At 60.4% G+C, this 12790-nt stretch carries 15 protein-coding genes and 1 tRNA gene; 9 read left to right on the forward strand and 7 right to left on the reverse strand.

All coding sequences use genetic code 11. The features are described 5' to 3' along the window. The first annotated feature begins 62 nt into the window (after positions 1–62). Complete coding sequence (locus tag NXC24_RS01475) at positions 63–1118, forward strand: hypothetical protein (protein ID WP_104821681.1); 1056 nt, start codon at positions 63–65, stop codon at positions 1116–1118. Positions 1119–1346: 228 nt separating this feature from the next. On the opposite strand, the gene NXC24_RS01480 is transcribed toward NXC24_RS01475, so the two are convergent. Further along, positions 1347–1431, reverse strand: a tRNA-Leu gene (locus NXC24_RS01480). 92 nt (positions 1432–1523) lie between these two features. After that, entirely contained in the window at positions 1524–2945 is a 1422-nt protein-coding gene (locus NXC24_RS01485) for a phosphomannomutase (protein ID WP_199773558.1), read from the reverse strand. Positions 2946–3132: 187 nt separating this feature from the next. Here NXC24_RS01485 and NXC24_RS01490 point away from each other — a divergent pair, with 187 nt between their 5' ends. Continuing rightward, positions 3133–3558: a BA14K family protein gene (locus NXC24_RS01490; RefSeq protein ID WP_104821683.1), complete on the forward strand. Its 426-nt coding sequence runs from the start codon at positions 3133–3135 to the stop codon at positions 3556–3558. A 161-nt stretch (positions 3559–3719) separates the two neighbouring features. Next, on the forward strand, positions 3720–3857 hold the full coding sequence (locus NXC24_RS35390; RefSeq protein WP_199773510.1) for a hypothetical protein: 138 nt from the start codon (positions 3720–3722) through the stop codon (positions 3855–3857). A gap of 96 nt (positions 3858–3953) precedes the next feature. On the opposite strand, the gene NXC24_RS01495 is transcribed toward NXC24_RS35390, so the two are convergent. Continuing rightward, the gene (locus NXC24_RS01495; protein WP_028750867.1) at positions 3954–4247 is read right to left on the reverse strand and encodes a SelT/SelW/SelH family protein; all 294 of its coding nucleotides are present in this window, start codon (positions 4245–4247) and stop codon (positions 3954–3956) included. Positions 4248–4368: 121 nt separating this feature from the next. Here NXC24_RS01495 and NXC24_RS01500 point away from each other — a divergent pair, with 121 nt between their 5' ends. Then, the gene (locus NXC24_RS01500; protein WP_104824950.1) at positions 4369–5097 is read left to right on the forward strand and encodes a type 1 glutamine amidotransferase; all 729 of its coding nucleotides are present in this window, start codon (positions 4369–4371) and stop codon (positions 5095–5097) included. Between the two features lie 23 nt (positions 5098–5120). On the opposite strand, the gene NXC24_RS01505 is transcribed toward NXC24_RS01500, so the two are convergent. Continuing rightward, on the reverse strand, positions 5121–5945 hold the full coding sequence (locus tag NXC24_RS01505; protein WP_158704413.1) for a DUF2066 domain-containing protein: 825 nt from the start codon (positions 5943–5945) through the stop codon (positions 5121–5123). Positions 5946–6088: 143 nt separating this feature from the next. Between NXC24_RS01505 and NXC24_RS01510 the strand changes: the two genes are divergently transcribed. Next, on the forward strand, positions 6089–6544 hold the full coding sequence (locus NXC24_RS01510; protein WP_104821685.1) for a GFA family protein: 456 nt from the start codon (positions 6089–6091) through the stop codon (positions 6542–6544). Between the two features lie 23 nt (positions 6545–6567). Here NXC24_RS01510 and NXC24_RS01515 read toward each other — a convergent pair whose 3' ends face one another. Then, positions 6568–6798, reverse strand: a complete 231-nt coding sequence (locus tag NXC24_RS01515; RefSeq protein WP_104821686.1) for a type II toxin-antitoxin system CcdA family antitoxin — start codon at positions 6796–6798, stop codon at positions 6568–6570. Positions 6799–6857: 59 nt separating this feature from the next. After that, positions 6858–8690, reverse strand: a complete 1833-nt coding sequence (lepA, locus tag NXC24_RS01520) for a translation elongation factor 4 (RefSeq protein WP_104824951.1) — start codon at positions 8688–8690, stop codon at positions 6858–6860. A 176-nt stretch (positions 8691–8866) separates the two neighbouring features. Between lepA and NXC24_RS01525 the strand changes: the two genes are divergently transcribed. Next, complete coding sequence (locus tag NXC24_RS01525; RefSeq protein WP_104824952.1) at positions 8867–9436, forward strand: XRE family transcriptional regulator; 570 nt, start codon at positions 8867–8869, stop codon at positions 9434–9436. Between the two features lie 18 nt (positions 9437–9454). Next, positions 9455–9976 (forward strand): GNAT family N-acetyltransferase, encoded by a 522-nt coding sequence (locus tag NXC24_RS01530; protein ID WP_104821687.1) that lies wholly within the window; start codon positions 9455–9457, stop codon positions 9974–9976. A 15-nt stretch (positions 9977–9991) separates the two neighbouring features. Here NXC24_RS01530 and NXC24_RS01535 read toward each other — a convergent pair whose 3' ends face one another. Beyond that, complete coding sequence (locus NXC24_RS01535) at positions 9992–10600, reverse strand: HAD-IA family hydrolase (RefSeq protein WP_104824953.1); 609 nt, start codon at positions 10598–10600, stop codon at positions 9992–9994. Positions 10601–10752: 152 nt separating this feature from the next. On the opposite strand from NXC24_RS01535, the gene NXC24_RS01540 reads away from it, so the two are divergent. Then, positions 10753–11778: a histone deacetylase family protein gene (locus tag NXC24_RS01540; protein WP_104821688.1), complete on the forward strand. Its 1026-nt coding sequence runs from the start codon at positions 10753–10755 to the stop codon at positions 11776–11778. Positions 11779–11875: 97 nt separating this feature from the next. Beyond that, positions 11876–12790, forward strand: coding sequence for an EamA family transporter (locus tag NXC24_RS01545; protein WP_104821689.1), 915 nt, complete (start codon positions 11876–11878; stop codon positions 12788–12790).

Consider the following 12790-nt stretch of genomic DNA (forward strand, 5'->3'; position numbering starts at 1 on the left):
ATCGCGCATATAGATCAAATGTGCATTTCTTGGAACCCAACGAACTTTCAGGCCCTCTACTTATGTTCAAAGACAATACTGTTTTTGTGATTGGTGCTGGTGCTAGCGACGAATTTAATTTGCCGGTCGGCTGGAAATTGATGAACACCATCAAGCAAAACTCAAAGTTCCGTTTTGACTACGGGCTTAAGGAGGGTGTCAAAGAAATCCACGATGCAATCGTCAGGCGGTATGAGAACCGCAACGATGAAATCAATGCCCGTTTTGAGGCATGCGCAGAGATTTACCGGGCGATTGACTCCGCCGGCTCGATTGACTCATTCATCGACCGAAACAATCACGTGCCACATATTGCCGAAGTGGGAAAGCTTCAGATTGCCTATGCTATTGCAAAAGCGGAAGGTGCTTCGAAGCTCGCGGTTAACCGAGATAGGAACAGGCAGGATCTAAACTGGGAAGCTCTAGATAACGCGTGGATTGCGACTTTCGCTCGGGCGCTATTCGACGGCGTTCGCACAACCGACGTCGACAACATTGGTAGCAATATTACCATTATCTGTTTCAACTACGACAGATGCATTGAATTTTATCTTATCGCGGCCATTGAACGGAGTTTTTATAAAGTTTCCCGCGAGCAGGCGTACAAGATTGTTAGTAACATGCGGATCATACATCCGTATGGGACGTTGGGAAGGCTCCCTCAGGGCTTGTTGGACCGGGACTACATACCCTACGGCCCCGATCTCGATCGATTGGATCTTTGGAGAGTAAGCGAGTCGCTCGTCACGTGGTCTGAGTCGATTCGTGATTCACAACAAGTGGATGCGATTAAGACTGCCATCGCCCAAGCGAGAGCTATTGTATTCTTGGGTTTTGCTTTCGCCAATCAAAACATGCGGTTACTTGAGGCTAACATCCCCGAAGGCAAATCCTACTATACCAAGGTCTACTCCACCGGATACGGCGTGCCGACTCAGGTGGAAGGGGCTCTCAAGGAAAAGATCACAAAGCTATACAGCGCGAGAATGGACGAGTTCATGGCACGATACATTCAGATCGAACACGGGCAGAAGTGCGCTGACTTCATAAACACTCATTTGATCAACCTGATGCAGTAGAACCCGACTTGGTGCTTCAATAAAGTTTAGAGCCAGATTTCTCACAGGTATTCACGGAGCAGCCGTGGCGAGATTACCCACATGGAGAGATGGGCGTCGGAAGAACCTTCGAAGCCACCGCGCGGCCCAAGCCCCAAGCGCATTGCCGCAGGCCTTTGTCACAAGGCACAAAACGCGCAAACTTTCACGAAATCTAACTCTTTGATCTTGGCAGTGATCAAAAGGAAATGGTGCCCAGAAGAGGACTCGAACCTCCACGCCTCGCGGCACAGGTACCTGAAACCTGCGCGTCTACCAATTCCGCCATCTGGGCGACGGACACGCATGTAAGGGGGTGGCTGTCCGGTGTCAACAGGGTTTTTGAAGTTTTCGTGGCAATCTTGAAAAAAGCGGTTGAAGCCCGGGTTAACCCCGGGCCGCCGCCCAGGCGCGGATGAGGCCAAGTCCCTGTTCCAGCAAGGCCTTTGCCTCGTTTTCATCTGCCGCTTCGACATAGCAGCGCATCTCCGGCGCATTGCCGGAGGGGCGGAAATGGATGATTCGGCCGTCGGCCAGCGTCACCCGCAGCCCGTCTATATCGCTCTTTGACGCGACGCCGGCGACCGGCGCCAGGAAGGCGGCGAGATTGGCGTCGGAGGCGCGCAGATAGGCCATCAGCGCCCCGCTGGTTTCGACCGGAAAATTCTCCAGCCGGTCGGCGGCGGCAAACGGCAGGCGGTAGTTGGCGGCAACGGCCGACAGCGATTGCTCTGCCCGCGCGGCGGCGTAGAGCGTCGCCAGGATCGGCAGGAAGCTGTCGCGCGTCGGCAGGGCGCGGATCGGCTGTCCCTCGATGATGAAGCGGCTTGCCGTCAGCGTGCCGCCATTGGCCTCGAAGCCCATGACATTGGCCTTGCCGGCCGCTAAGGCCTCATCCATGCCGGCGATGACATAGGGCGAGCCGACGCGGGTGCGGGTAACGGCGTAGGAGCCGGCGGCCTCGATGCCGGAATTGGAGGTGACCGGCGTCACTACGACTTCCGCGCCGAGGAAATTCGCGGCAATCAGGCCGAGCAGGTCGCCGCGCAGCGGCTCGCCGGTTTCATCGGAGACAAGCGGCCGGTCGCCATCGCCATCGGCGGAGACGATCGCATCCAGCCCATGCTCCGGCGCCCAGCCCTTCAACAGGCGGATGGTTTCGGCCGAGACCGCTTCGGTATCGACCGGGATGAAACTTTCGGAGCGGCCGAGCGGCACGACGCGCGCGCCGTAATGGGCCAGCACCAGGCCGAGCAGATCGCGCGCCACGGTGCTGTGCTGATAGACGCCGATGGTGAGGCCGGCGAGGCTGTCGGCGGGCAGCAGGGCGACATTGCGCTCGAAGAACAGCGCCTCGGCTTCCGCCTTCCGGTCGTCGCAAGTGCCGGGCGTCTCATCGAGGTCGGCGTCGCCGATGTCAGCGGCCTCAGTGCTGATTGCCAGCTCGTCCTGCTTGTCGATCTCGCCGTCGGGGCGGTAGAATTTGATGCCGTTGCGGTCGGCCGGAATATGCGAGCCGGTGATCATGAGCGAGGCGGCCTTGAGCTCTAGTCCGTAAAGCGCCAGCGCCGGGGTCGGCACCGTGCCGCAATCGACTGGCGTGAGGCCGGCGCGTTTCAGCGCGCCGATGCAGGTGGCCGAGATCGCCGGGCTGGACTCGCGAAAATCGCGGCCGACCAGGATGAGATCGCCGGGCTGCGCATGGCCGCTCTTCAACAGGTGGCGGGCATAGGCCGTGGCGTAGAGGGCAGATGCCCGTCCCATGAGATCGACGGACAGGCCGCGAAGGCCGCTGGTTCCAAATTTCAAGCTGCTCACGTGCAATCTCCTCGGAATGTTGCGCCTCTTATGGAACAAGCGGGGGAAAGGATCAACCGATCGATCGCGGCCGATAGCCGCCTTCGCGCCCCTGGTTTTGCCTTGAGGGAAGCCCCAAATATAGAGCGAGCCGCGGGAAAAGATGCTGGGTCGCCAAGACCAGCAACAGGAGTCTGCCATGACTGTTTTCGGCAAGATCGCGTTCGGCTGCGCCGTCAGCCTCGTTTTGTTGTCGCCACCGGATCTCGCCAATGCGGCCTCGAACAGCCCGAAGCTCGGCCTGCCTCCCCCAAGGGTTGGGCCCACTGTTTGCGACGCTCGCGGTTGTTTCGGTTTCGGCTCGCAGCAATGGTACCGCCCGCCTGGCTATCCCATTCCCTATACGCCGCGGAGCCTCGATAGGAGGTCGCGCTTTGACAATCCCCGCATCTATATCCAGCCGCGCAATCCTGTTCCGCCGAGAACCAATTACCCGGCGCCGGTCAACAATCGCACGCGGCATCAGATATGGTGCTCCGAACATTATCGGACCTACAATCCCGGCACCAATCTCTACACCACCCTTCACCACGGCTTTCAGACCTGCCGCTCCCCCTATTATTGAGTGAGCGGGAGCGCCTCTGGCGCCGGTTTCAGCACAGAGCACATCCATTCGCCTTGTCTATATGAGGAAGCGAAAATAAATCGCTTGCTTTTCTCGCGACTTGGGCAGTCCCTATAATGTCGCCGCTTCCACAGGGTCGCGGGCGAAGCAAGGAGCCCAAAATGGCAAAGGGTCAATTGAGAAGTACCCGCGAAGCGCGGAAACCCAAGAAGGGCAAGATCGTCGCTGTAAAGCAGCAGCCTGGTTCTCAGGTCAGGCAGGCTGCCAGCACGATCAGCCTCGGCAGGAAAGATAAGTGACGGAGCGAAGACGCGCCGCAGGCCGCGCCTTCTCGATATGTCAGTCGGCGGAATATCGGCCGGCGCGCCGCGGAGGTGCGCCGGAGAATGGGGTAGTCAGCTCTCCAGCGATCCGCGGTCGGTATGGCCGAGATCGCGATCGGGATCGATGATATCGCGCACCCGCTGCTTCAGCTCCTTCGGACCGGGGAAGCCGCCGTCGCGCTTGCGCTCCCACAACAGCTCGCCATCGATACGGATTTCGAAGTTGCCGCCCGTGCCGGGGATCAGCGCCACTTCGCCCACGCTGTCGCTGAAAGTTTGCAGCAGTTCCTGCGCCATCCAGCCGGCGCGCAGCAGCCAGTTGCATTGCGTACAATAGAGAATGGTGATCCGGGGCTTGTCGGTCATCGGCGGTTTCCTTGTTGTTTGCTGACATTTAGGCTCAACTTTAATCGGCCGCAAGCTGGCCTCTTGCGTCGTCGGCCCTCCCATGTTCATTTTGCCCGAATTGTATTCGGGGGTCATGGGAATGCGGGTCGCCATCGTCGAAAACATGAAAGATACGCCGCTCGGCGCCCTCGGCATCGCGCTGGAAGAAGCGGGAGCGGAGATCGAATGGTTCCGTGCGTGGGATGGCGAGCGGCTTCCGAGCGATGTAGCGGCGCATGATGCGCTGGTGGTGCTCGGCGGCGAGCAGAATGCCCGCGACGACGACACCCACCCCTATCTGCCGGAGCTCGCAAGGCTCATGCGTCGGTTCGAGGAGGCCGACAAGGCCGTGCTCGGCATCTGCCTCGGCAGCCAGATTCTGGCCCGCGCCTACGAGGCCGAAAATCTTCTCGGTGCCGCCCATGAATTCGGCTGGAAAACCGTCGGCGTCACCGAGGAAGGCAAGGCCGATCCGCTGCTATCTGCTTTGGGCGATGATTTCACCATCTTCCAATGGCACTCCGACACGTTTTCGCTGCCGACAGGCGCCATTCGCCTCGCCACCAACGCGGTGACCAACAACCAAGCCTTCCGCATCGGCCGCGCCGCTTACGGCACGCAGTTCCATTTCGAAGCCAATACCGCCGTTGTCGAAGGCTGGCGGACGGAGTTCAAGGCGACGATCGAGCGCAACGAACCCGGCTGGCTGGAGCGCTATGCCGAGATCGCCGCAAAGAATGCACCGGCGGCTGAGATCGCCGGGCTGACGATCGCCCGGGCGTGGGTGAGGACGATTGGTGCTGAGGTGGAGCTGCAGGCGGCGTCTTAGAGCGGTTCAATCGGCTAGCCCATCTATTGCGGCTCTCCATTGCCGGAGGCGATCTGTGCCGCCCCGCCTATAGCGTTGCGAAATGCGTCATCGAAGCTGACGCCGCGGATTCGCCAGTGATGGATTTTTCCACTTTCCATCATCGACCAATCGGCGACCCAGCCGAGATCCTTGTCGCTCCAGACAAGCGAACCCGCCAAGGCGATATCGCCGCCGATGGTCTTGGCCAAGGCATCGAGTTCCTGCTGTGCCGTCCCCGTCAAACCCGTTGTGGTGAGGCCCCGGCTGACCAGCATTGCCTTGTTGGGCATAATGATTGCCATGGCAAACGGTCTGGCGGCCGCTTCGAAAGCGTCGATCATGTAAGGGCTTTCGTCACCGTCGCGGGTCAGCGTGAAAGTGCGTTGCGCATCGCGTACGACCAAGAAAATCGCGAGTTTCGGGCGCGGTGACAGCCACGGCTTGTGCCCGAGCGTGGACAGCAATTGATCGATGGTATCGGGCATGTAGATGCAAGTGAGGTCCTGCGGCCGGTCGTGGGTGCCTTGCTCGTCATGGATCGGGATACCTTCCAGGCGATCGCGATAGCTGTAGGTCGCGACGAAGGAGCCGGCACGCGGCAGCATCGCTTGAAAGGCATTCTCCGTCGTCACACGCTGATCGCCGCTGACCCTGACCAGCACGCGACCCAGGCAATCCTTGAAGCCGAGTTCGCGATTGATGGCGCCAGTGCCGGTAACGATTGCCTGCGCTCGGTAAAGCCGGCTCTGATCATCGGCGTGAGCGACGGCTGCCTCGTTGATGACTGCGAGCGCGAAGGCGATGGCAATCGATCGTGATTTCAACATCGGGATATCTCCGAACGCTGCCATGGTGTCGTGAAAACAAGCGGCAGGCAATGTCAGATTATGATGGCCGAGCGACGTTGACGATGGCTTTGACAACGGCGTCAAGGCCACTAGATTTCATAGAAACCGGAGGAGGCGAGATCATGATCCAGCCAGAATTACCCTGGAAAGGTGGATGCCGTTGCGGGGAGGTGCGACTGAAGATCAGCGCCAAACCGCTATTGACCATGGCCTGCCATTGCACCGGCTGTCAGCGCATGTCCTCCAGCGCCTATTCGCTGAGCGTCGCCATTCCGAGCGAAGGTTTCGAAGTCACGCAAGGCGAACCCGTTATCGGCGGCATGCACGACGAAAACCTGAAGCACTATTTCTGCCCCTACTGCATGACTTGGATGTTCACGCGCCTGGAAGGGTTCGACTGGTTCGTCAACCTGCGCCCGACCATGCTCGACGACCCCAGTTGGTTCACGCCCTTCGTCGAGACCTGGACAAGAGAAAAATTGCCCTGGGTGACGACACCGGCAAAGCACAGCTATGCGGCGCTGCCGGAGATGAACGAGTATGAGGGGCTCATCAAGGAGTATGGGGAGCAGGCATAAATTCTAGCTGCGAAATCGTGCCGTCAGAATTGCCTGTATTTTCCGAACGGCACGCCATGTTTTTCAACGTAAGCATTGGCTTGTTCGATAGCCTCGGCGTTTTCCAGACGCCATAGGCGCTCACGCTCGGCTTTGATGGCGTGCGCTATGCCATCTTCGGCCGCACGCGCGATATTGATTTTCAGTTCACGGGCATCTGAAAGCAGTCTTTCGTCCAGAGACAAAATGGCGGCTTTGCGCGTCGTTTGGGCCATGAGGCGTTCCTCAAATTATGCCCAAACTATATGCGCGTGATCCGCCATTCAGAAGAGCTTTATTCATCCCCCATCTTCAGCGCTGCAATAAACGCTTCCTGCGGGATTTCGACCTTGCCGAACTGCCGCATGCGCTTTTTGCCTTCCTTCTGCTTGTCGAGCAGCTTGCGCTTGCGGGTGGCGTCGCCGCCGTAGCACTTGGCGGTCACGTCCTTGCGCAGGGCCTTCACCGTCTCGCGAGCGATGATGCGCCCGCCGATGGCGGCCTGGATCGGGATCTGGAACATGTGCTGCGGGATGAGGTCCTTCAGCTTCTCGCACATGACGCGGCCGCGCTTTTCGGCGGCGGAGCGGTGTACGAGCATGGAGAGCGCATCCACCGGCTCGGCATTGACGAGGATCGACATCTTGACGAGGTCGCTCTCGCGATAATCGGTCAGGCTGTAGTCGAAGGAGGCATAGCCCTTTGAGATCGACTTCAGACGATCGTAGAAGTCGAAAACGACTTCGTTGAGCGGCAGGTCGTAGGTGATCATGGCGCGGTTGCCGACATAGGTCAGCTCGGTCTGGATGCCGCGGCGGTCCTGGCAGAGCTTCAGGATCGAGCCGAGATAATCGTCCGGCGTCAGGATCGTTGCCTTGATCCACGGCTCGCGGAATTCGGAAATCTTGACGACGTCGGGCATGTCGGCCGGATTGTGCAGCTCGATCTCGGTGCCGTCGGTCATGGTGAGCTGATAGACGACCGAAGGGGCCGTCGCGATCAGGTCGAGATTGAATTCGCGCTCCAGGCGCTCCTGGATGATTTCCAGATGCAGCAGGCCGAGGAAGCCGCAGCGGAAGCCGAAGCCGAGAGCGGCAGAAGATTCCATTTCAAAGGAGAAGCTGGCGTCGTTGAGGCGCAGCTTGCCCATGGCCGAGCGCAGGTCCTCGAAATCGGCGGCATCGACGGGGAAGAGGCCGCAGAACACGACAGGCTGCGCCGGCTTGAAGCCAGGCAGCGGCGCAGCGGTCGGGCGCTTGTCCTCAGTGATAGTATCGCCGACGCGGGTGTCGGCTACTTCCTTGATCGAAGCGGTGATGAAGCCGATCTCGCCCGGGCCGAGGCTGTCGACGGCGACCATCTTCGGCGTCAGCACGCCGACGCGCTCGATCTGGTATTTCGCGTCCGTGCCCATCATGCGGATGGTCTGGCCCTTGGTCAGCGTGCCGTCGATGATGCGCACGAGAACCATGACGCCGAGATAGGTGTCGTACCAGCTATCGACCAGCAGCGCCTTCAGCGGCGCCTTTTCGCCGCCCGCGCTCTTCGGCGCCGGCAGCTTATGAACGATGGCTTCGAGAACGTCGGGAATGCCGAGGCCGGTCTTGGCAGAGATCAGCACGGCGTCGGAGGCGTCGATGCCGATCACTTCCTCGATCTGTTCCTTGATGCGGTCCGGTTCGGCCGCCGGCAGGTCGATCTTGTTGAGCACGGTGACGAGTTCGTGGTTGTTGTCGATCGCCTGATAGACGTTGGCGAGCGTCTGCGCCTCGACGCCTTGGCTGGCATCGACCACCAGCAGCGAGCCCTCGCAGGCCGACAGCGAGCGGGAGACTTCGTAGGCGAAGTCGACGTGTCCGGGCGTGTCGATCAGGTTGAGAATATAGGTCTCGCCGTTATTCGCCTTGTAGTGCAGGCGCACGGTCTGGGCCTTGATGGTGATGCCGCGCTCGCGCTCGATCTCCATATTGTCCAGCACCTGCTCCGACATCTCGCGTTCGGCGAGGCCGCCCGTCGTCTGGATCAGGCGGTCGGCCAGCGTCGATTTGCCGTGGTCGATATGGGCCACGATCGAGAAGTTGCGGATATGCGAAAGCGGAGTGGTGGAATTGGTGCTCATGCGCGCCATATAGCAGCGCCGCCCCGCGCCGCAAAGCGGAAAAGCGGGGTTTTGGCGGCTATATTCGCATGAAGGCAGGCTTTTCGGGCGCTCCATTTATCAAGATCATTATCGCGCTTGATTCCATTATTTGATCGTGTATTTCTCTTATATTGGAATTTCAGTCGAATAGTGCGGGGCAGATGATAGACGACGATCTGGAACTGGCGATCGGGGCGCGCATCAAGCAGTTGCGCATCGCTCGCGGTCTGACGCTGGACGAGCTGGCGAATGCCTCCGCCGTCAGCCGTGCGATGATTTCGCGCATCGAGCGGGCCGAGGCGAGCCCGACGGCGTCCTTGTTGTCAAGGCTCTGCGCAGCCCTCGGCCTGTCGCTCTCAGCCTTCTTCGCCGAGGACGCCAAGGACGTGTCGCCATTGGCTCGCCGCGACCAGCAAGCGGTCTGGCGCGATCCGGAAACCGGCTATATCAGACGCGCCGTCTCGCCACCGGGAACGGAATCGAAGGTGGATGTTGTTGAAGTCGTCTTCCCCGCCGGCGCACGCGTTAGCTTTCCTCCGAATGCCGCGAGCCTTGCCATGACACAACATGTCTGGCTGTTCGAAGGCGAGATGGAGGTGACCCATCGTGATGTCACCCATCGCCTGATGCCCGGGGATTGCCTCTTCATGGGCGTCGGCGACGGTCATGCCTTTCATAATCCCGGCGAGGGTCCGGCGCGCTATTGCGTCATCCTCGATCGCGGCCGCTCATAATCGTCAAGGACCTTTTTCATGCCCGATATTCGTCTTCTTTCCGCCGCCGAAGCCCGCGCCGTCGCTCCTGACCTCTGCGACGTGCTCGCCGATTGCGTCAACGGTGGCGCCTCGGTCGGCTTCATGCAGCCGTATAAGCCAGCCGACGCCATGCCCTATTGGCAAGGCGTCGCCGACAGCGTCGAGAGCGGCGCTACGCTGCTCTTGGTAGCCGAGATCGAGGGCAAAGTTGTGGGTACCGTGCAGGTAGGCGCGGCGCAGATGCCGAACCAGCCGCATCGCGGCGATCTCAAGAAATTGCTGGTGCATCGCTCTGCGCGTGGCAAGGGGCTGGCGCGACTGCTGATGGCGGCGGCTGAGCGTGAAGCGGCCAAGCGCGGCAAGACCCTGCTGGTGCTTGATACCGCAACCGGCAGCGAAGCCGAAGCCATCTATCCCCGTCTCGGCTGGCAGCGGGTCGGGGTCATCCCCGATTACGCCATGTGGCCGGAAGGCGGCCTTTGCGATACGACGCTGTTCTATAAGCGGATCGCCGCCTGAACTCGGTTGGCATAGTCACTGTGAAAATGCGGCAAGCGCGTCATTCAGCGTCGAAGTCGTCGTCCAGTGCATGGCCTTCCAGCCGAATTGCCGCGCGGCCTCTATGTTGGCGGGATAATCGTCGATGAAGGCGATCTCATGGGCTTCGATACCGACGCGCTCGGTGGCCAGCCGGAAGAATTCAGGCGCGGGCTTCTGGTAGCCGAGCATGGCGGAATAGAAGATGCCGTCGAAATAGGAGGATAGGTCAAGCTTTTCCATCAGATAGGCGGCGCGGCGATGCTCCTGGTTGGTCGCCAGGTACATCGGGATGCCCTTGGCCCGCAGCGCCGCGAGGTCGCCAAGCAAGGCTTGGTCGAGGCGGGAGTCGTTCTCGAACCAGTAGTCGATCAGCGTTGAGGCGCTCAGCCCCGGCGCGATCCTCTCCAGAACGCGGGTGAGCCGGGGTTCCAGATTGTCGCGGCCGGTAACGACGTCTCCCCAATGGTCTTTCCTGAAGAATTCTTCCTGAAGCACCTCACGCTTGATACCGAGATCGCGTTCCAGATAGGTGCAGTAGTGCAGGCCATCGCCGGGTCGCCCATGCACCAGCACACCGTCGACATCGACCATCAGAACTTTCATGCGGCGCGAATCTCCCAGTGGAATGGAAGGCATGGGGAAGGTGGCGTTGTTTCTGCCGGCGATCAAGAGCGCATGCGGCTCTTTTTTCCGTCCTGCAATCCGTGTAAGCCTCTGCATTCCCCAGGGAATTTAGCCGGCGTCAGGAGGCTGCCATGCGCGTCATCTATTCGGAAGATCACAAGCTGAGGGACGCCAAGACAGAACTGCATGATGGGCAGCTTGTGACGCCTTTCGAAGCGCCGTTCCGTGCCGAATGGATATTGGCCGCCGTGAAGGAGGCCGGTTTTGCGGACATCGTCGCGCCGGAAGCGCATGGGTTGGAGACGGCGCGCAAGGTTCACGATCCGGCCTATCTCGATTTTCTGGGCGTGGTCTGGGAGCGCTGGGTTGCGGCCGGTTACAAGGGTGAGGCGATCGCCAATTCTTTTCCCGTGCGGCGCACCAGCCAGCGCGTGCCGGAAAACATTGTCGGCATGATCGGCCATTATGCCAACGCCGCCGACACCTCGATCACCAAGGGCTCCTATGAAGCGGCGCTCGCATCGATGCGCTGCGCATTGACGGGTGCCGATTGGCTCCATGCCGGCAATCGCTATGCCTTCGCCCTCTGCCGCCCGCCCGGCCACCACGCCGGATACGATCTCTTCGGGGGTTATTGCTTCATCAACAATGCCGCCGTCGCCGCGCAGCGGCTGCGCGACCACGGCACGAAGAAAGTGGCCGTGCTCGATGTCGATTTCCATCATGGCAACGGCACGCAGGATATCTTCTATCGGCGCGGCGATGTCTTCACCGCTTCGCTGCATGGTGATCCCATCCATGCCTTCCCCTATTTCTTGGGTCATGTCGACGAGAAGGGCGAAGGCGAAGGGTTGGGGGCGAACCGCAATTATCCGATGCCGCGCGGCACGTCCTGGGAAGAATGGTCGGCGGCACTTGCCGAGGCTCTCGCCCGCATCAAGAATTTCGGCGCGGAGGCGATCGTGCTCTCGCTCGGCGTCGATACGTTCGAGCGCGATCCCATCTCCTTTTTCAAGCTGACGTCGCAGGATTTCATTCGCATGGGCGAGCGCGTTGCCGGCGCCGGCCTGCCGGTTCTCGTCTGCATGGAGGGCGGTTATGGCGTGCCCGAGATCGGCCTGAACGTCGCCAACGTCCTCATGGGCCTCGAAGCCTGAGACGGGCCTGGATCAACGCGCGTGATCGCAGGATGAAAAGTTTGAATTTGTCAGTCCAGGGCCAGATCTCTAAAAAACCCGCATAAGAGGAGAGGTCATGGACCAGCAGCTTATCGAAAGTGGCACGGATGGCGGCGCGGCGCTGATGCCGCATCCGGATGTTGCGCCATCCTCCGGCGGCATTGCCGCCGGCGTGCTGATGTGCGTCCTGTCCATGTGCAGCATCCAATTCGGCTCGGCATTGTCGTCTCCGATCATCAATACCTATGGACCCGTCGGCGCGACGTGGCTGCGGCTCGTCTTCGCGTCTGCCGCACTGGCGATCATCGTCCGTCCGAAGATCATGAGCTACAGCCGCTCGCAATGGATCAGCGTGCTGGCACTTGGTTCCGTATCGGCGTTGATGACGGCTTCCTTCTTCTCGGCGATTGCGCACATTCCGCTGGGTCTTGCGGTCGCGATAGACTTCCTCGGACCTCTGCTTGTCGCGACCCTCGGCTTCGGGTTGAGCCGTCAGCTTCTCTGGCCCGTCTTCGCCGGCGTCGGCGTTCTGCTATTGGCCTATGACGGTGAGGAATGGGTGGGCAATCTGCCGGGCATCCTTTTTGCCTGCGGCGCGGGCGTGGGCTGGGCCTGCTATATCCTGTTGACGAAGAAGGTCGGCAACGCCTTCCAGGGTCTCGAAGGGCTTTCCATGTCACTGCTGGTCGCGGCGGTCGTTTCAACACCTTTCGGCTTTGCCTCCGCCGCCCCGCATCTGACAGCCTCTGGCCTCCTCGAAATCGCCGGCCTGGCACTGCTCGTTCCGCTGCTCCCCTATGTGCTGGAAATGGTCGCGCTGCGGCGCATGCCGACCTCGTCCTTCGGCATCCTCATGAGCCTGGAACCCGCCATTGCTGCCGTTGCCGGCTTTATTATCCTGTCGCAGCCGATGACGCCGTCGCAGATGTTCGGCACGGCCCTCGTCGTCGCCGCCAGCATCGGCGCAACGATTTTCGCCACGAAGGGCTGA

It is taken from the genome of Rhizobium sp. NXC24, assembly GCF_002944315.1.
In the GTDB taxonomy this organism is placed as follows: domain Bacteria; phylum Pseudomonadota; class Alphaproteobacteria; order Rhizobiales; family Rhizobiaceae; genus Rhizobium.